The organism is Methyloceanibacter sp., from assembly GCF_058506495.1.
This window is the reverse complement of record NZ_JBZMXT010000006.1, coordinates 25,962-43,508: the sequence shown is the minus strand read 5'-3', so window position 1 is coordinate 43,508 and position 17,547 is coordinate 25,962. Positions and strand designations below refer to the sequence as shown.

Here is a 17,547-nt window from a genome sequence, read left to right as displayed (position 1 = left end):
TATCCGCACTCAGCTTAGGTTTGATCCACTCTGAAGTTGGCGCATTTAACGGCGCACGGCGAAGAACCGCTTAAGCAGCGATGATGCAGCGCCCTCGCCAATGCCTCCATAGACTTCGGGAGCATGGTGACAGGTGGTTTGGCCAAAGAAACGTGGCCCATGCTCCAACGCCCCTCCTTTGGGATCGCTCGCACCGAAATAAAGCCGCCGTATCCGAGCAAAAGAAATAGCGCCTGCACACATGACGCAGGGCTCAAGCGTCACGTAGAGATCGCATCCGATCAGCCGCTCGCTGCCGAGTAGCGCCGCGGCAGAACGGAGGGCAAGAATCTCTGCATGCGCCGTGGGATCGCGTAGCTCTATGGTGCGATTCCCCTCTCGCGCCAGCACCACACCATTCGCACCAACAACAACCGCCCCGACAGGCACCTCGCCACGCTCCGCAGCAAGGCGTGCTTCGTCCAAGGCCGCATCCATGGGTGTCGATCTGGAGTGCTTGCCGGAGGCTCGATCTTCTGCAAGCTTCGCCGTCATGAAAGCCAAAGTGAACGAGCAGGCGTCCTCCGGTCAAGCACCCCGGAAGCGGGGACGCGCACACCCTGCCGCGCCGAAGCGAGACATGGAGCCCATGCGCATCGCCAAGGCCATCGCGCAGGCAGGTCTCTGCTCAAGACGTGACGCGGAAAAATGGATTGAAGACGGCCGTGTGTGCGTGAATGGTGTCATCCTGAAAACGCCCGCACACGTCGTGAGTAGCGGCGATACGATCCTTGTGGACGGGGAACTGCTCCCGACCGCTCAAGCACCGCGGCTTTGGCGCTACCACAAGCCAAAGGGGCTCGTGACAAGCCACAAGGACCCGCAGGGCCGCCCGACAGTTTTTGCCAACCTGCCAGACTCCTTGCCGCGAGTCGTCTCTGTTGGACGGCTTGACATCAATACGGAGGGTCTGTTGCTCCTCACGACGGACGGCGCCTTGGCGCGGCACCTGGAGCTCCCGAGTACGGGGTGGCTTCGCCGCTATCGCGTGCGTGCTCACATGGGAAGTCACAGCGCAATCACTCAACGGTCGCTTGACGCGCTCAAACGTGGCCTCAGCGTCGATGGCATTCGCTTTGGCCCCATCGAGGCAAAACTCGAGCGAACGCAAGGTCGCAACGTTTGGCTCACAATTAGTTTGCGTGAGGGCAAGAACCGCGAGGTGAAACGAATCGCCGCTAACCTTGGCCTGAGCGTGAACCGGCTGATCCGAACGTCGTTTGGCCCCTTTGCATTGGGAGACCTCAAAGTCGGGGCCGTAGATGAAATCAAACAAAAGGTGATTGCCGAACAACTCGGCGGCACGGTGTCTCGTACGCTGGGCGTGAGGAGCTGATGCGCGTAGTCGCCGGACGCTTCAAGGGCAAGTCGCTCGCTGCCCCCAAAGGCCTAAACACCCGTCCAACCACGGATCGTGTCCGCGAAGCTTTGTTCAACGTACTCACTCATGGCGAACCACAAATCGCCTTCGAGGACGTTCGCGCGCTTGACCTCTTCGCTGGCTCCGGCGCGTTGGGGCTGGAAGCGCTCTCGCGCGGCGCACGCTACTGCCTTTTCATCGACGAAAATGCTGCCGCACGCGCTACGATCCGCCGCAACGTGGAAGCATTGGGCCTTACAGGCACTACAAAGATTTGGAGACGCGACGCAACCCGATTGGGCCCTGTGGGAACGATGAAGCCTTTTGATCTCGTGTTCTGCGACCCACCGTATGGCAGGGAACTTGGCACGCGCGCCTTAAAGGCAGCGATCGAGGGTGGCTGGCTTGCCGAAAATGCAATCACGGTTTTGGAAGAACAGGCGGGAAAAGTCCTACATTGGCCTCAACGTCTGATAGAGATCGACCGGCGCCGCTATAGCGACACAGAAATCGCGATCGCTCGATACGAGCGTTGATGGAGAAATCGATGCAACTATGGGCACTCACATACTTCGCCTTGGTCCTGGCGGCTGCTGAGCCTCGAACCGAGACATTCCAGACGGGCGACTGGAAAGGGCGCGCCAATTTCAATAGCGAGGGAGCCTTCACCGATTGCACCGTCCTACTGGCCGATCCCGAAGGCACGACGATTGGCTTCGTCATGACTCATGGCGGCAACCTGGGGATGATCGTCGCTAACTCGGCACTGAACATGAAGCCCGGCACCAAAAAGCCGGTCATCATTCATATGGACGGGCTCGACTCATTCGCGGCGATGTCCGACGTCGTCGCAGAGACCGGCGTCCTTGTTCCACTTGAGATCGATGGCGCGCTAGTCCGCAATATTGAGCAGGACAAAGAGTTTCGCGTCACCGTGCGGGAGAAGGAACTCAACCTTCAGCTTTCGGATACGCGCGAAGCCCTCAAGACCCTGAAAACATGCGTCGAGACCCACCGTGGGAAGAAGCGCATCGAGCTTTAAAGTTCGCCTATCGGCGCTGGAACAGCTTTTCGATATCGGTGAGCTTCAGCTCCACATAGGTGGGACGTCCGTGGTTGCACTGACCTGAGAACGGCGTCTTTTCCATGTCGCGCAATAGAGCGTTCATCTCCTCAGGCGACAAGCGCCTGCCAGCCCGAACGCTGCCATGACAGGCCATGGTGGATAGAACGTGGTCAAGCCTATCCCGCAACGCCTGTGCGCCGCTTCCGTCCTCCGCGTCCATCAAGATCCCTGCGAGATCCGTGAGCAGGGTTCGGGTATCGAATGTGCCAAGCAAGGCAGGCACTTCGCGAACCGCAAGAGCCTGCGGGCCGAAGCTCTCAATGACGAGACCGAAGCTTTCTAGCTCGTCCCGTACGCCGAGCAAGCTGTCGACGGCCTCCGGGGCAAGTTCCACAATGTCTGGAATCAACAGCATCTGCCGCGCCACGCCGCCATTCTCAAAGCTGCTCTTCAAACGCTCGTAGACCAACCGTTCATGGGCGGCGTGTTGGTCGACAATGACGAGCGCATCGTCCGTCTGGGCGATGATAAACGTGTCCTGCACTTGGGCGCGTGCCGCGCCGAGCGGGTACGCGCGGCCTGGCTCGTCGAATGCCGCGCTCCGGCGCATGTCGGCCGAAGGAGACGAGACGCCCGCAAGAGGCGCTTGCGCCTGCTCGCTGAAGGCGGTGCCCCGCGAGGATGGATAGGACGGCACTACCGGCTGAACATAGGTCTGAGGCCTACTCTGATAGACCCGCAAACCCTCGTTCTCTGACGCTGGACTGCCCATAGCTGGGCGCATGCGCTGCAGGGCTTCCTGGGCCAGACTTCCCGTTGCCCGATGCCCTGCCTCTGATAGAGCCTCTCGTATCGCGCCAATCAGCAGGGATCGGATACCGTTGGAATCGCGAAATCTCAGCTCGGTCTTGGCGGGATGCACGTTGACGTCGACTTCCTCAGGCGGGAGCTCCAAGAAGAGCGCCACCATGGGATATCGTCCACGGGGCACAAGGTCCCCATAGGCCGCGCGAACCGTTCCGGCGATCAGACGATCGCGAACAGGACGTCCATTCACCACAAGATAGATACTTAGCCCATTCGGCCGGTGGAGAGTGGGCAGCCCCGCGTATCCCTCAACTGCGACATTGCCACGCGCCGCGGAAACAGGAAGCGCGTCATCCACAAACTCGGTACCGAGAATGCGCCCGAGACGCGACAAGGTATGATCGAGGAGCCCAGGCGGACATGCCTCCATACGCAAAGTAGTGCGCGCGCCATTCGACAGCGAGAAGGCGACCTCAGGATGGGCAAGAGCCAGACGCTTCACAGCATCGGCAATGGCTGCGGTTTCGGCGCGTTCGGACTTCATGAATTTGAGCCGCGCGGGCGTGGCGTAGAAGAGGTCGCGCACTTCTACATCTGTGCCGGCGGCTCGGGCGGCAGGCTTGAGCGGCGCACTTCTGCCGCCGTCCACTTCGATTGTGTAAGCCTCGCCCTCTCCTTGCTCGCGGCTGGTGATGCGAAGCCTCGCGACAGCGCCGATAGACGGCAAGGCCTCTCCCCGGAAGCCCAGCGTCAGAATATGGGATAGATCGTCGTCTTTGAGCTTCGACGTCGCGTGCCGCTCGATGGCAAGCGCCAAGTCGCCCTGGCCCATGCCGCTGCCATCGTCGGCGACCCGGATAAGCTGGAGGCCCCCACCGTTCACCGTTACATCGATGCTGGACGCACCAGCATCGATCGCGTTCTCCACCAATTCCTTGACGACGCTCGCGGGCCGCTCGACCACCTCGCCCGCAGCAATGCGATTAATGAGGTTCGGCGGCAGCTGACGAATGGCCATGTGTTGACCCAGATGTCTCGACCCAAAGGCCCGGCCTCGATCCGCCCGGGGGGAAAGCTCCACCGGTCGCGAGCCGTAGCTTAGCCGATTCGTGTGCTGGGGAGCCTAGCCCGGCGCGCCCTCTGGCACGGGTTCTTCAACAGGCTGACCGACGATTGTTGTGATCAGCTGGTCCGGTGCGAGAAGCCGAGCAGCAACGCGCTTGATATCCTCTAGGGTCACGGCCTCGATTAGCCCGTTGCGCTTCGCAACATAGTCGATGCCGAGATTCTCGATCTGGATCCATAGGAGCTGGTTGGCGATGCTGCTAGACGATTCAAACCGCAATGCATAGGCCCCGGTCAGATAGGACTGCGCATCGTTTAACTGGGCCTCTGTGAGGCCGTTCTCAGCCACATCCTCCAGCTCAGCCCGGATTACATCCAAGGACTGCCCCACCGCTTCGTTCTTCGTCGCGACGTTGCCAACGAACACCGACCCGTGGCGGTACGGGAAAAGGTGAGAGTTCACCGAATAGGCGAGACCCCGTTTTTCCCGGACTTCTTCCATGAGACGTGACGAAAAACCACCGCCGCCGATGATGTAGTTCAGGATGTATGCCGCGATAAAGTCGTCGTCGTGCCGTGGTATACCGCGAAAACCGAACTGCGCAACGGACTGCGGAACCTCCATTTGGATGACCTCGCGCGTGGGGCCGAGAGGCGGCTGGGCATCTTCTATGTCGCGCAAATCAGACTGCTGAGGGAGATCGCCAAACAGCGTGTCTAGCGCTTCGCCGAGCTCCTCTGGCGTGATGTCTCCAACGGCCGACACAATAAGTTTATCCCGCGCAAAGACACGGCGAACATAGTCGCGCAAGTCGTCCGTGGACATTGCACCAACCGAAGAGCGTGTGCCCTTAACGGGGCGGCCATATGGATGGTCGCGGAACGCAATACGGTCCCAGGCCAAGGAGGCAACCGTGGATGGATCATTTTCGTCGTATTTCAGGCCGGCCAAGATCTGCGCTCTCACGCGCGCCATTGCGCCTTCGTCGAAGCGCGGCTCTGTCATCGCGAGACGAGCAAGTTCAAACACCTCGTCCTTGTTCTCGGTGAGGGTCTGAAGAGAGCCGAGCATCACGTCGCGACTGGCATCGAAGTCCAGGCGCATGGCAAGCGACTGCGCACGCTCCTGGAATGCGGTGGCGTCGAGATCACCTGCGCCCTCGTCGAGCATGGAGGTCACAAAGTACGCTTGTCCCTCCTTGTCCGGAGCATCCTGAGCCGCGCCGCCGATAAACGCGAAACGGATCGCGATCAATGGATTCGCATGACTTTCCACGAGCCAGGCCTTGATGCCGCCCGGACTCGTGACTTCTTGGATGTTCATCATCTTTCCTTGAGAGGTCTCTTCGGCCGCCGGCACGGTCGGGTCTTGCAACGCCTTTTGTGCCATGGCCGAGGGTGAAAGCGCACCTTGAGCCGCTAGAGCTAAGGTCAAGCACACCCCCACAAGCGATTTGCGGATCGTTATCGGCACCTTACGACTTATCATTACTGGCTGCAGGTAGGGGTTTTTCTTCAATGCGGCTGCTTTGCTCTTGCGACGGCTTCAGAATACCGGTCACTGAGTTCTCATCTACAAGATACTCCCGCGCGACCTTGAGACAATCGTCGACCGTCACAGCCTTGATGCGGTTCGGCCAGTCCTCGATGTCCTCGATGGAGAGCCCCGTGCTCAAGCGCCAGCCATACTGTCTCGCCATGCGCGAAATTGAGTCCGATGAATAAACGTACTCGGCCAATAGTCCGGCGCGCGCCCGGTCCAACTCCTCTTGGGTCACACCATTTTTCCGTATGTCTTCGATGACCTGTTCGATTGCAGCTTCCATCTGCTCAGGCGTGTCGTCCTCTCCAGCAATCGCGTAAAAGCCAATGCGCCCGGAATCTAATCCAGTGTCCGAGTACCAACCACCGGCGGAAGCAGCAGCTTTCTCTTTAACGACCAAGCTCTGGTAGACACGGCTCGTGCTTCCATGAGTCATGATCCGAGCGAGTAGGTCGAGCGCCTCGGCTTCGCCGGGCTTCGCCGAAGCATATCCTGGAGCGATATAGTAACGCTGCAACGTGGTGCGTCCCGCCCGGGGGTCCTCAAGCGTAACCGTTACCGACGACTCATGGTCGGGCTCAGTGGGGCGCTCGCGCACGATCGACTTGTCGCCGCGCGGTATTTTTCCAAAGGTCTCTTTGGCGAGAGCAAAAACCTCATCCGGCTCCACATCACCAGCAACCACCAAAATGGCATTATGCGGTGCATAAAACCGGTCGTAGAAGGCGAGCGCGTCCTCTCGATCGAGTTGCCGAATTTCGTGCTCCCAGCCGATGACCGGAATGCCGTAGGGATGGTTCCGGTACAGGGCAGCCATCATCTGCTCCTGGAGTAGACTGCTCGGATCGTTGTCGACCCGCGAGCGGCGCTCCTCGAGAATCACGTCGCGTTCGGTGTTCACATCGTTCTGACTCAGACGCAGATTGGCCATGCGATCCGCCTCCATCTCCATCACCGAGGCGAGCCGATCGCTGGCTACGCGTTGGTGATAGGCGGTCACGTCTTGGCTCGTGAACGCATTATCGTCCCCCCCTTTGCGGGCCACGATCTTTGAGAATTCACCCGCAGGGATCTTTTCGGTCCCTTTGAACATGAGATGTTCGAGGAAGTGCGCGATGCCGGAGACACCAGGCGGCTCGTCGGCTGCGCCGACTTTGTACCAGACCATTTGCGTGACGACGGGGGCGCGGTGGTCCGGAATGACAACGACGTCTAGCCCATTTTCGAGTGTGTATTCGAAGGCCTTCTTGGCAGCCGTGTGAGATGAAGGAGCCGGCGGAGAAGTCTTTTCCGCCTGAGCAGCAACGGTGGCAACTGGCATTGATAGGCTCACCAGGGTTACGACCAGACCGGCCCTCAAGCGGGACGCGGCGATCCATTGTTCAAACATTTATCGCACCTTTGAAGGAAGGCTTGATCAGATGACGCATAAGTGCCATCGCGCTCGCGACGCCGTCTGAGCATCACCCTACTATGTCGGTCTTATGACGTGTCGCTTCAGCCTAGTCTAATCGCCAATTCGCAGCGGCTAAACTTACAGATTTGCAAGGTTTCTTAGGCCCGAGCGGACTTTGTGGGCCGAACCGATCGATAGGCGCGAAGAATAAGGTGCGGGCTAGTAGAGCGCCCGATTGTTGTTGGACTCCGTCTTGTAGCTGTTCGGCACCGCGGGCTGGAACGCTTCTGTATTCTGATTTGGAAGCGGCGCCTGTGATTGATGCGGCGTGATGCCCCGCTGTGTCGTCACGACGGACGTACCCGGTATGGCATCCGACGCATCGGGTTCCGGCACGTCGGGGACGGGTTCCTCTACCGTCTTCTTCTTTCCGCCACTGAAAAGCTTGTCGAGCAACGTTTCCTTGCCTGCGTACGCGTTCAGCGGATCAGCCTTTGCTTCCACCTCGGCAGCTGCGGCCTTTTGCTGTTCGACCTCACGCACTCGAACCTTTTCCGGGTCGTCCGGCCAATCCTGCCGGCTCGCTGCCACGGACCGGCTTTCCGTCGGAGCGGGAAGCCTTTGCGTATTCGGGGGGACCATCAATGGCGCCCGCGTGTTCATGGTGGGGTCGGGCTTCTGGCCACCGACTGTGCCGGAAAGCCCCGCATAGTCGAAGACCTTGCCTTCGAGCTCGACGCCGCCACAACCGCCAAGAAGCACCGCGCACGCAACAGCTGCCGCGATGTTTCCAAGCCCGCGTCTGGCGTTTGTGGCTATGATGTACCCCACAAGCTCCCCTCAAATCCGGCAAAACCCGGATTTGCTTACATTTTAGAGGGGTTTCCGGCCTTTTTGTGACCCCCGAACAGCGATTCATACAGGAGTCCGATCACCCCGACAACGATGGCAACGTCCGCAACGTTAAATACGTAGTCGAACATGTATTTGATTGGCCAAATGTCGATCCAGCGGATGTCGATATAGAAAAAGTCCGCAACCCTTCCGTACGAAGCCCGGTCAATTGCATTCCCGATAGCACCGCCAAGGATAAGGCCGAGAGAAAGCGCTGTCAGGGTCGATGTCGCACGCGCCAGCCAGATGACAAGCGCCACTGAGACAACCAAAGAAAATAACAGAAGTCCGATACGACCCATGGTCGTATCTTGGGGCATCAGCCCAAGGCTCACGCCGGGGTTCCACACCATGTGAAGCTGAAAATAGGGGAACGGTTCGACGGGACCATTTTTGGTGCGCCCCGCAATGTCATACACATGCAACAGCCAGAGTTTGGAACCCTGGTCTGCCAAAATGACCAAGGCAGCGACCACAAATCCGAACGGCGAGTAAGTCCCCCACAGCCAGTGACGAACCATGGCGCTAACCCGCCTTCCGAAGGACTTGGTCGAACTGACGCACGGCTTCTGCATCCCTCGGCGACAGTGTCGGGAATTCTGGATCCGTCCCCACTTCAGGAAGGATCTTCCAGGAACGTGCACATTTCGTGCCTTCAGCGCGCGTAAAAACCACGGCTACGCCCGGCACGTCCTCAAGGCGGAAAGCATCTGCAGGCCCCTCGCCCGCTATGAGACTTGCCGCACTCGTGATTGCAATCTCTGCCAGATCGAGCTCGTCGACTGCGCTCATTAGCTCGTCGTCCGAAACATGGATTTTTGGTGCGGCCTCCAAGCTTGATCCGATACGGCCTTCTCGTCTCTCGACCTCCAGCGCGCCGGTGACAACGCGCCGGACTTGACGAACCTTGTTCCACTTTGCGCCAAGCGCCTGGTTGTCCCAGTCGTCCGGCACATTGGGAAAGTCACGCAGATGCACAGACCCCGAGTCGTTTGGAAAACGCGTCATCCATGCCTCGTCCATCGTAAAGCACAGCATGGGCGCAAACCAAGCAGTCAGCGCGGAGAAGAGCCGATCGAGGACGGTCAGCGATGCACGCCGTTGCAGGCTGTTGATCGGATCACAGTAGAGCGCGTCTTTACGTATATCGAAGTAGAACGCCGAGAGATCGTTGACGCAGAAATTCAAAAGCGCGTGGAAGACCCTCTTGAAATCGTACGCGATGTAGCCCTCACGCACCAAGACGTCGAGTTCGGCGATGCGAGAGAGCAAGTAGCGTTCAAGCTCCGGCATCTCCTTATACGCAACCGTGGAGTCCTCGCGATAGTGGGCCAGATTGCCCAAAAGGAATCGCAAAGTGTTCCGTATACGGCGGTATGAGTCGACATTCGCTTTGATGATGTCGGGCCCGATACGCAAGTCGTCGGCGTAGTCGGAACTCATGGCCCACAGCCGAAGGATTTCCGCACCGGACTGGCGAATCACGTCTTGGGGCGAAACCACGTTCCCAAGCGACTTGGACATCTTCCGCCCGTCTTCATCGTTGACGAAACCATGGGTAAGAACCTCGTCAAATGGCGCCCGACCGCGCGTGCCGCACGCTTCCAGCAGCGCCGACTGGAACCAACCGCGATGCTGGTCGGACCCTTCAAGATAGAGCGAGGCGGGCCATTTCAGATCCGGGCGCTGCTCGAGCACGAACGCGTGGGTCGATCCAGAGTCGAACCAAACGTCCAAAATATCTCCGACTTTGTCCCAGGCTTCTGGGTCATCAACGAGTCCTTCTAGGAAGCGCTTCTTCGCACCCTCGACGAACCACGCGTCGGCACCCTCGGACTCGAAAGCGGTCGCGATCCGATCGATAAGCTCGCCCGATGCATTGAAGTCTCGGCGTGGGATTACCTCGCCGGTCTCCTTGTGCACGAAGACGGTAATGGGCACGCCCCACGCGCGCTGGCGCGAGACCACCCAGTCGGGCCGCGTTTCCACCATACCCTTGATCCGCTTCTCACCCTGCGGCGGGACGAAACGCGTCTTCTCAATGGCGTCCATCGCGCGCGACCGCAACGTGCCACCCAAGTCAAATCCCTCGTCCACGGCAATGAACCATTGGGGCGTCGCACGGTAGATGATGGGCTTTTTGGACCGCCAGGAATGCGGGTAGTCGTGGCGATAGCGGGCGCGAGCCAACAACGCTTTGGCCTCTACAAGCGCACGGATGACCGTCTCATTGGCGTCGCCGAATTTGCCCTTGTCGTTGACGACGCGCTTACCCTCGAAGCGAGGTGCATCGCTCGTGAAGAAACCGGCCTCGTCGACAGTAAACGGAATTGTTTTATCGATGCCGCGATCTCGGAGAAGCCCTTCGCTTTCGACCCAAATATTGTAGTCGTCCGCGCCATGGCCCGGCGCTGTGTGCACAAAGCCGGTGCCGGCATCCTCCGTGACATGATCGCCTGCGAGCAGAGGTACTTTGAACAGGTAGGTGTCTTCATCTCGCAACGGGTGCGCGCACTCGACCTCAATCAAGACATCCGGCGTGACATCTTGCAGCCTCGTCCATTCCTCGATGCGCGCGGCGCCCTTGATCGTTTCTGCCAACGCGTCGGCCAGGATCAGCTTCTCACCGACCTTGGCCCAATTGTCCTCGGGCGCTTCAGTAACCTCATAGAGGCCGTGAGCGATGGACGGCGAAAAGGAAATGGCGCGGTTGCCCGGAATCGTCCACGGCGTCGTGGTCCAGATCACGACCGACGCCTCACCCAAGGGACCAGCAATCGAACTGCCTTTGGGCCCAGACATGACCGGGAACTTCACGTAGATCGCCGGGCTCTCGATCTCCTGATACTCGACCTCGGCCTCCGCGAGGGCCGTCCGCTCCACCACGGACCACATCACAGGTTTCGAGCCGCGATACAGTAGCCCATTCATGGCGAACTTCATCAGCTCGCGCGCAATGGTGGACTCCGCCCCATAGTTCATTGTGGTGTACGGATCGTCCCAATCGCCTTCGATGCCGAGACGTTTGAACTCATCTCGCTGAACGTCCAGCCAGTGCGCTGCGTATGCGCGGCACTCGCGGCGAAACGCGACAATGGCTTCGGAGTCGCTGAAGTCTGGTTTGGCCTTGCCCTTTGAACGGTACTTCTCTTCTTCGACCTTCCACTCGATAGGAAGGCCGTGACAGTCCCAGCCGGGCACGTAGTTGGCATCCTTGCCCATCATGGACTGGGACCGACAGATCACGTCTTTCAGAATCTTGTTGAGCGCGTGGCCGATGTGAAGATGGCCGTTCGCGTAAGGCGGTCCATCATGCAGGACAAACATCTCCTGACCCCGGCCTTTCTCGCGCAGCCGCTCATAGAGTCCCATCTCGGCCCAACGTTGCAGCAACTCTGGCTCACGCTTAGGCAATCCCGCCTTCATCGGAAAATCAGTCTTGGGAAGAAATAGCGTTTCGCTCCAATCCCGATCCGTCTGCGGCGAACCCGACGCATGGGGCGCGGGGCTGGCGGCGCTCTTACCGCTTTTCGACTTGGTCACCATAATTCCTAATTCCGCCAGAGTTGGATCGCGCAGGCGCGATTCGATGTGCGAGGCGTTCTAGCAACGGGGCTAGAGACAATCCAGTGTCCGCGTGGCCAGAGCGGCGCCAAGGGGGAACTGCCGCATGGGATCGTGCGCCTCCACGCTTGCCAAGACTGTGCGCGCGGCCTCACAGTCTTTTGCCATCTGTGCCGCAAGAGCCTCGCCGGAGGGAAAGACCTCATCCGGACGGATGAAATCGATGAATTCCACCTCGATGGTCTGATCGTAGAGATCGCCCGAGAAGTCGAACAAAAATGCCTCTAGTGCCGGTTCGCCTACGCCGAATGTGGGCCGAGGGCCGACATAGCCCGCAGCATCGTGCCGCCCTCCTGCGTGGTGCACGCGCATGGCATAGATCCCGTGACAGACATCTTGGCCTGGCAGAAGCTTGAAATTCACTGTTGGGAAGCCAAGCCCATGGCCTCGCCCTGCGCCATGCGCGACCGAACCACGCGCGCGCCACCAGTAGCCCAGCTGTTCGGCGGCTTCCCGGACGCGCCCTTTGGACAGATGGTCACGGATAGCGCTGGATGAGAAAACCGTCGCATCCCCAAGCTGAACAGGCTCGACCACGTCGACGCCATAGCCGGCCGCCTCGCCCGAGGCCGCAAGGTGCGTGACCGTGCCCGTCCTTCCTTTGCCGTAAACGAAGTCATACCCGACCACCACATGACGGGCTCCGAATGCCTTACCCAGAACACCCTCTGCGAAGTCATCGGCCGAGAGATCCGCGAGCGCTCGATCGAATGGCAGGGCGAAAACAACGTCGAGGTCGAGAGCCTCGAGCAATTCCAACTTCACTGGCAACGGTGTTAGCCGGAAGAACGGCCGGCTCGGAGCGAAAAACTCCCACGGATGCGGCTCGAAAACCACTGCCCCTGCCTTTCGGCCCTCAGCAGCGGCGATCGCTTTGGCAACGCCGAGCACGGCCTGGTGGCCGCGATGAACCCCGTCGAAATTTCCGATGGCCAGGACCGCGCCTTGCACGTCAGGCGGTGTTTCCCGCCAGGAGCGGACGATGTCCATCGGAAACCCTTCTGCTTGCGGTAGCCTAGTCGCCAGTAGGCCTGCGCGAGACCATCATTAGCGCCTCGCCCACCAGGACGGGCTTCCCGTTAGCCGCACAGACACAATCGAAGGAGACGCGCCCCTTTTCCGTATCCACATTGGTCACGGTGCAGGTGGCGACGAGTTCATCACCAATGAAGACGGGACCTTTGAATTTCATGGTCTGAGACATATACACACAACCGGGCCCTGGCAGCTTGGTGCCAAGCACCGTCGAGAACAAAGAGCCGGTCAGGAAGCCGTGCGCGATGCGCTTCTTGAAGATCGTTCCGGCCGCAAACTCCTCGTTCAGGTGAACGGGATTGATGTCGCCAGAGAGCTCCGCAAACTTTGTAATGTCCTCGTTCGTCACGGTCTTGGAGACACTAGCCTCCATTCCGGGGGACAAATCTTCCAGATAATAGCCGTGATCGAGGCTCATTCGATGTACTCCCTGCGGTGTCGGTGTTCTTAAGAGGGGCGCAAAATAGCGAAGGCCTTGCCGCACCGCAATACGTCTCGACCGACAGACAGAATCCAAAGAAAGTTTATGAAAAACAGTAGCTTAATACATTCTTAATCGATAGTTCCTAGGCTTGATCCAGGCTGACGGAGGACGGCAATGGCCCTCGATTTCAATATGCCTGTGCTGGTCGTCGACGACTACAACATGATGCTCCGGATCATCCGCAACTGCCTCAGACAGCTCGGTTTCATCGACGTGGACGGCGCAAGCGACGGAGGCGAGGCGCTCGAAATGATGCGCGAACGGCATTACGGCCTCATCATCTCCGATTGGAATATGGAACCGATGACCGGCTACGATCTCTTGCGGGAGGTCCGCGCGGATGGCGATCTGTCTCGCACACCTTTCATCATGGTCACGGCAGACGGCACGTCCGAACACGAAGTCGCCGCGAAGCGCGCCGGCGTGGACGACTATCTCCTGAAGCCGTTCAACGCGGGCGCTTTGAAGTCGAAGATTGAATCCGCTTTCGACGCACGATCCTAGCCCCAAAGCGAACGGCCGCGCAGTTTAGCTCGATCAGCATGTTTGACCTACCACCGCAGCCCATGGGTTGCCGCGATCGGCGGGCTTGGCTCCTCCGCAAAGAGTGCCGCCAAGTGCTCGGAGTCTAGGAGCCCGACGCTTTCGTCGGGCGCATGGAGCTTGCTTGCCACGAAGACAGACGGCACGCCGAAAACGCCTGCGCCAATGATGTCGGTCTTGGCGCCGTCGCCAATTGCCAGAACGTCGGATTTCGTAATCGTTTCGCCGCGGGCCGCAGCTATTTGAGAAGCGGTCTCGAAGGCCAATTCATAGACCGGCAAATGCGGCTTGCCCGCATAGATGACGTCCCCACCCAGGCTCTCATAGGCTGCGGCAAGAGCGCCCGCGCAGTAGATGAGACGATGGCCGCTTTCGACTTTGTGGTCCGGGTTGGCGCAGATCATCGGCAGGTTGCGCGCAGCAAGGCTCGACAGCAGGTCCACATAGTCCTCCGGCGTCTCGACCTGGTCGTCAAACAGACCGGAGCACACGATCAGCTCCGCCTCCTCCGGGCTCGTCAACGACACCGCCGCCTGATCGAAGATCGGCAAATCACGGGCCGGACCGAGATGGAAGACGCGTGCGTCCTTGTGCTTACCCAGCTCGTGACGCGTCAGGTCGCCCGATGACACGGTGGCGTCATAAGCGTCGTCCGGAACGCCGATAAGGCGCAGCTGGTCCTGCAGAGCCGGACTCGGCCGCGGCGAATTGGAGAGCAGCACGACCACGCCGCCGCTATCCCGAAAAGCCCGGGTCGCAACGGAAGCATCTGTGAAGGCATCGCGCCCATTGTGCATGACACCCCAGATATCGACGAACCAGGCTCGGCGGCTGCCGCCAATTTCGCGAATGGAGTCGATCACGGGAATCTTTAGAGAAGCGTCCATAGCGCTCGGTTAGAGGCTTGGCGCCTGCGGGTCAAGGATTGCGGATGCGGCCTGTCGAAGCGCTCCAACCATTGACGCGCCAGTGCTATGCTTGCCCTGAGGAAACAACCAACCACCGCAAGGAGAGTCAGATGTTCCGTTTTAATCGGACCGTGTTGATTGCAGGATTTGTCGCCACAGGGGGGCTTGGTGTTTTCGCGCTCTCCGGCAGCTCGGCCCTGGCTTTCGGGCCGCAGCCCGCTGTGTCCGGTCTGTCACTGGTTGTGCCGATCATGGATGAGGAAGACAGCGCTATCGAGAAGGACCTGGAGCCTGACGAGGTCCCGAAGACCAAATCTGGAGGGGAGATGATCCCGGTGCCAGATCGCGCAATTACCGATGGCGACGACGTGGAAGACGAAGAATTGAAGCGCGACCTGGAGACAGGTGAATAAGCGGGTCGCAGTAGTGCCGTCGCATCTCCGTCGCACCGGAATGCCGACGCGCTCTAGATGCTAGCTCGCGCCAGCATTCGAGAGCTCGCGAGAGAGCGCTGCGTTCATGGGCGCTGGTTCAGCGAACAGATGGCCTTGGGCGAGCGCTATGCCCTGGTCGACGAGGGTCGCAACGTCGCCCTCATTCTCGACCTTCTCGATAATCAGTTGGACGCCCGCGGAATCGAGGCGCCGCTTGAGCTCGGCGGCTTTGCGTCCAGGTCCTTCCAAGAATTCGGCCGCGCTGATTTTTACGAACCGGAAATTACGATCGGCCAACCCGTCCAAGCCTGCCTCCAGATCGACGACGTTGTCGAGGCAGAAACCGAAGCCCAGAGCGCTCAATGGATCGAGACAGCTAAGTTCCTTTTCGCTCAGCCCTTGCATCTCGGCCTGGTTGATCTCGAAAACCAAGCGTTCGCTTAAACCGGCGTTCTCTTCCATGAATTCGACCAGTTCAGGGAAATAGTCGACATCCAACAGCGAGTGCATGGAGATATTGGCGAAGACGCGTTCGATCGGCGCGTCGGGGCCAAGACGCCGCAAAACCTGAACAGCACGGACGACCAGCACGTTGTCGATTAGCGGCATCAGCGCCGAACGCTTCGCCACCGGCATGTAATCGCCAGGCATAACGATCTCGCCGTCGCTTTTGCGGATGCGTGTCAGGCCTTCGAAGAAGCGAACCTTGCGCCCAGGCAGTGTCAGCGTGGGCTGCAAATAGAGGTCTACCCTGCCCTGCTCGATACCATGTCGAATGATCTCAAGCATCGCGTCATCATCATCCTCATCCGCGAAGTCATACTCTGTCGCATCAGAGTCTTCTTCCGGTTGAGGCTCTGGCTCAGGCGCAGATTCTGGTTCAGATGCAGACTCCGGCTCAGGTGCTAGCTCCAACCCTGCCTCGGCCTGCACACCAGCAAGCGCCGCAGCCAGCGAGCCCTCCTTAAGGCTGGTTTCAGCACCCGGATCGTTGATGGCTTCGGAATCAGGTTTGTCTACACCGTCGCCCTCGTCGAGCTCGGCGCTGATTTCGGCATCGGCGGCTTCCATGACATCGACGAGTTCTTCTGCCTCGGCGGTCTCGATTTCGGCGGCCTCGTCCTGCTCGGGCTGTGATGGCTCTTGCGACGTGGGCTCGACCACGCTTTCCGCGGCGTTTTCAGAAACTTCAGCAACGACTTCGCGTTCAACGACCAACTCCGCTTCCGGCTCCGCAATAACCTCTGCTTCAGGCTCGGCGATGAGCTCCGGTTCCAGCTCGGCGATCTGTTCGGGCTCGGCCTCAGGTTCGATCACGAGCTCAGGTTCTTCCACGGGCGCTGGCTCGAAAAGGGTGGGAGACGCCGGCTCGAGTTCCGGCTCCCTATCTGCAGCAGTCATTGCCGCCATTGCGGGCGCCGCGACAGCAGCGGCTGCCGGTGCACGACCGACCGTCTGGGCGATAAGATTTTCCAAGGCGCCCAGGTCGTTGATGATTTTTTGGCGCTGCGCACGGCTCTCATTCGTCACTTCCGCACGAACCGTCTCAATCCGATCGTAAACCTGCTGGAGATCCGCGGAGCCCGCGCCGCTCGCCACGTGCTTATCGAGCTTTTCGACTTTATCGTTCAGCGCATTGACCCGGGTCATCCCGTCTTCAACGCGATCGAGACGCTGGAGGTCGATGTCGATCACCTCTAGCGCCTGCTCCAGATCATCAAGGCGGTCACTACTAACGGCCCCGCCGCCACGTCCACCGCGCAGAAACGTCGTCGCCATCACCAAGAACAAGGCGGTGGCGCCGATAAGAACCGGCAGCAGCGGCAATCCGGCCTGCATGGTCAGGCCGGCGCCAAAGGCAGCCGCCGTCACGGCCATTGCCACGAGAACGATCACATTGAGCATTGCGGGCCCTCCTCAAGCGGCACGGGATGCCGTCAAAACCCGCTCAACCGGACAAGATTCCAACGAAGAGATGGCCTCGGCGTTCCGGTCGGTCCTGGCTTCTCATGCGCCCCCAACTAAAAAAGCATGAGTGAGAGGCTATTGCAAAGCAACATCAAATTGGCTGCTGCGCCCCTAGGAGACTCGCCCGCATTGTGCAAATGCGGAACGCGCGCGGCAGCGGCACAAAGGCTGTCCCGCGTCACAGGTCGCTATAAGGATCACATTGCAACCGGTCGGCAGAGCCCCTATCTGGTCGGCTAGCGGCTGACGCCAGGAGGGGCGTAAGTCTTGTGCAAATCCTTGCGCACAACAGACTTTGCGTGCCTTGACGCGTGACAGAGGCCTGCGTACAAGCGGAACCGCTGGCACTCGGGAGGCCTGAGTGCTAATTCGCACATTTCC

Annotated in this window: 16 protein-coding genes; 5 read left to right on the top strand and 11 right to left on the bottom strand. The window is 59.6% G+C overall.

What is annotated here, in order from left to right; translation table 11 throughout:
• Nucleotides 1-45: 45 nt before the first annotated feature.
• Nucleotides 46-477 (bottom strand): nucleoside deaminase, encoded by a 432-nt coding sequence (locus AC33YF_RS02640; RefSeq protein ID WP_491775647.1) that lies wholly within the window; start codon nucleotides 475-477, stop codon nucleotides 46-48.
• Between AC33YF_RS02640 and AC33YF_RS02635 the strand changes: the two genes are divergently transcribed.
• The 3 genes from AC33YF_RS02635 to AC33YF_RS02625 are packed head-to-tail and all read left to right on the top strand — an operon-like array spanning nucleotide 476 to nucleotide 2,441.
• The gene (locus AC33YF_RS02635; RefSeq protein ID WP_491775646.1) at nucleotides 476-1,375 is read left to right on the top strand and encodes a pseudouridine synthase; all 900 of its coding nucleotides are present in this window, start codon (nucleotides 476-478) and stop codon (nucleotides 1,373-1,375) included. The two genes, AC33YF_RS02640 and AC33YF_RS02635, sit on opposite strands and share 2 nt — an antisense overlap.
• Complete coding sequence (rsmD, locus tag AC33YF_RS02630; protein WP_491775645.1) at nucleotides 1,375-1,935, top strand: 16S rRNA (guanine(966)-N(2))-methyltransferase RsmD; 561 nt, start codon at nucleotides 1,375-1,377, stop codon at nucleotides 1,933-1,935. The genes AC33YF_RS02635 and rsmD overlap by 1 nt, the downstream gene beginning before the upstream one ends.
• A gap of 11 nt (nucleotides 1,936-1,946) precedes the next feature.
• Nucleotides 1,947-2,441 (top strand): hypothetical protein, encoded by a 495-nt coding sequence (locus tag AC33YF_RS02625; protein ID WP_491775644.1) that lies wholly within the window; start codon nucleotides 1,947-1,949, stop codon nucleotides 2,439-2,441.
• A gap of 7 nt (nucleotides 2,442-2,448) precedes the next feature.
• Here AC33YF_RS02625 and mutL read toward each other — a convergent pair whose 3' ends face one another.
• From mutL to AC33YF_RS02585, 8 genes are all read right to left on the bottom strand, one after another.
• Nucleotides 2,449-4,290: a DNA mismatch repair endonuclease MutL gene (mutL, locus tag AC33YF_RS02620; RefSeq protein ID WP_491775643.1), complete on the bottom strand. Its 1,842-nt coding sequence runs from the start codon at nucleotides 4,288-4,290 to the stop codon at nucleotides 2,449-2,451.
• 105 nt (nucleotides 4,291-4,395) lie between these two features.
• A complete protein-coding gene (locus AC33YF_RS02615; protein WP_491775642.1) occupies nucleotides 4,396-5,826 on the bottom strand; it encodes a M16 family metallopeptidase in 1,431 nt (476 codons plus the stop codon).
• Nucleotides 5,813-7,270, bottom strand: a complete 1,458-nt coding sequence (locus AC33YF_RS02610; RefSeq protein ID WP_491775641.1) for a M16 family metallopeptidase — start codon at nucleotides 7,268-7,270, stop codon at nucleotides 5,813-5,815. The genes AC33YF_RS02615 and AC33YF_RS02610 overlap by 14 nt, the downstream gene beginning before the upstream one ends.
• 225 nt (nucleotides 7,271-7,495) lie before the next feature.
• A complete protein-coding gene (locus tag AC33YF_RS02605) occupies nucleotides 7,496-8,107 on the bottom strand; it encodes a hypothetical protein (RefSeq protein WP_491775640.1) in 612 nt (203 codons plus the stop codon).
• A gap of 35 nt (nucleotides 8,108-8,142) precedes the next feature.
• Nucleotides 8,143-8,691 carry a signal peptidase II gene (gene lspA / locus AC33YF_RS02600; RefSeq protein ID WP_491775639.1) on the bottom strand — a complete coding sequence of 183 codons (549 nt, stop codon included), beginning with the start codon at nucleotides 8,689-8,691 and terminating at the stop codon, nucleotides 8,143-8,145.
• A gap of 4 nt (nucleotides 8,692-8,695) precedes the next feature.
• Nucleotides 8,696-11,716: an isoleucine--tRNA ligase gene (gene ileS / locus AC33YF_RS02595; RefSeq protein ID WP_491775638.1), complete on the bottom strand. Its 3,021-nt coding sequence runs from the start codon at nucleotides 11,714-11,716 to the stop codon at nucleotides 8,696-8,698.
• 69 nt (nucleotides 11,717-11,785) lie between these two features.
• The gene (locus AC33YF_RS02590; protein WP_491775637.1) at nucleotides 11,786-12,784 is read right to left on the bottom strand and encodes a bifunctional riboflavin kinase/FAD synthetase; all 999 of its coding nucleotides are present in this window, start codon (nucleotides 12,782-12,784) and stop codon (nucleotides 11,786-11,788) included.
• A 25-nt stretch (nucleotides 12,785-12,809) separates the two neighbouring features.
• Nucleotides 12,810-13,247: a MaoC family dehydratase gene (locus AC33YF_RS02585; RefSeq protein ID WP_491775636.1), complete on the bottom strand. Its 438-nt coding sequence runs from the start codon at nucleotides 13,245-13,247 to the stop codon at nucleotides 12,810-12,812.
• Between the two features lie 180 nt (nucleotides 13,248-13,427).
• Here AC33YF_RS02585 and AC33YF_RS02580 point away from each other — a divergent pair, with 180 nt between their 5' ends.
• Nucleotides 13,428-13,817: a response regulator gene (locus AC33YF_RS02580; protein ID WP_491775635.1), complete on the top strand. Its 390-nt coding sequence runs from the start codon at nucleotides 13,428-13,430 to the stop codon at nucleotides 13,815-13,817.
• A 47-nt stretch (nucleotides 13,818-13,864) separates the two neighbouring features.
• Here AC33YF_RS02580 and AC33YF_RS02575 read toward each other — a convergent pair whose 3' ends face one another.
• Complete coding sequence (locus tag AC33YF_RS02575; RefSeq protein WP_491775634.1) at nucleotides 13,865-14,743, bottom strand: TIGR01459 family HAD-type hydrolase; 879 nt, start codon at nucleotides 14,741-14,743, stop codon at nucleotides 13,865-13,867.
• A 131-nt stretch (nucleotides 14,744-14,874) separates the two neighbouring features.
• Here AC33YF_RS02575 and AC33YF_RS02570 point away from each other — a divergent pair, with 131 nt between their 5' ends.
• Nucleotides 14,875-15,177: a hypothetical protein gene (locus AC33YF_RS02570; RefSeq protein ID WP_491775633.1), complete on the top strand. Its 303-nt coding sequence runs from the start codon at nucleotides 14,875-14,877 to the stop codon at nucleotides 15,175-15,177.
• Between the two features lie 60 nt (nucleotides 15,178-15,237).
• Here AC33YF_RS02570 and AC33YF_RS02565 read toward each other — a convergent pair whose 3' ends face one another.
• Entirely contained in the window at nucleotides 15,238-17,103 is a 1,866-nt protein-coding gene (locus AC33YF_RS02565; protein ID WP_491775632.1) for an EAL domain-containing protein, read from the bottom strand.
• Between the last annotated feature and the right edge of the window lie 444 nt (nucleotides 17,104-17,547).

What these genes read in the sequence shown, in the direction of transcription:
- mutL (WP_491775643.1), bottom strand. Translation starts at nt 4,290, where the DNA reads ATGGCCATTCGTCAGCTGCCGCCGAACCTCATTAATCGCATTGCTGCG.
- AC33YF_RS02615 (WP_491775642.1), bottom strand. Translation starts at nt 5,826, where the DNA reads ATGATAAGTCGTAAGGTGCCGATAACGATCCGCAAATCGCTTGTGGGG.
- AC33YF_RS02580 (WP_491775635.1), top strand. Translation starts at nt 13,428, where the DNA reads ATGGCCCTCGATTTCAATATGCCTGTGCTGGTCGTCGACGACTACAAC.
- AC33YF_RS02640 (WP_491775647.1), bottom strand. Translation starts at nt 477, where the DNA reads ATGGATGCGGCCTTGGACGAAGCACGCCTTGCTGCGGAGCGTGGCGAG.
- AC33YF_RS02570 (WP_491775633.1), top strand. Translation starts at nt 14,875, where the DNA reads ATGTTCCGTTTTAATCGGACCGTGTTGATTGCAGGATTTGTCGCCACA.
- rsmD (WP_491775645.1), top strand. Translation starts at nt 1,375, where the DNA reads ATGCGCGTAGTCGCCGGACGCTTCAAGGGCAAGTCGCTCGCTGCCCCC.
- AC33YF_RS02635 (WP_491775646.1), top strand. Translation starts at nt 476, where the DNA reads ATGGGTGTCGATCTGGAGTGCTTGCCGGAGGCTCGATCTTCTGCAAGC.
- AC33YF_RS02610 (WP_491775641.1), bottom strand. Translation starts at nt 7,270, where the DNA reads ATGTTTGAACAATGGATCGCCGCGTCCCGCTTGAGGGCCGGTCTGGTC.
- AC33YF_RS02565 (WP_491775632.1), bottom strand. Translation starts at nt 17,103, where the DNA reads ATGCTCAATGTGATCGTTCTCGTGGCAATGGCCGTGACGGCGGCTGCC.
- AC33YF_RS02625 (WP_491775644.1), top strand. Translation starts at nt 1,947, where the DNA reads ATGCAACTATGGGCACTCACATACTTCGCCTTGGTCCTGGCGGCTGCT.
- ileS (WP_491775638.1), bottom strand. Translation starts at nt 11,716, where the DNA reads ATGGTGACCAAGTCGAAAAGCGGTAAGAGCGCCGCCAGCCCCGCGCCC.
- lspA (WP_491775639.1), bottom strand. Translation starts at nt 8,691, where the DNA reads ATGGTTCGTCACTGGCTGTGGGGGACTTACTCGCCGTTCGGATTTGTG.
- AC33YF_RS02575 (WP_491775634.1), bottom strand. Translation starts at nt 14,743, where the DNA reads ATGGACGCTTCTCTAAAGATTCCCGTGATCGACTCCATTCGCGAAATT.
- AC33YF_RS02590 (WP_491775637.1), bottom strand. Translation starts at nt 12,784, where the DNA reads ATGGACATCGTCCGCTCCTGGCGGGAAACACCGCCTGACGTGCAAGGC.
- AC33YF_RS02585 (WP_491775636.1), bottom strand. Translation starts at nt 13,247, where the DNA reads ATGAGCCTCGATCACGGCTATTATCTGGAAGATTTGTCCCCCGGAATG.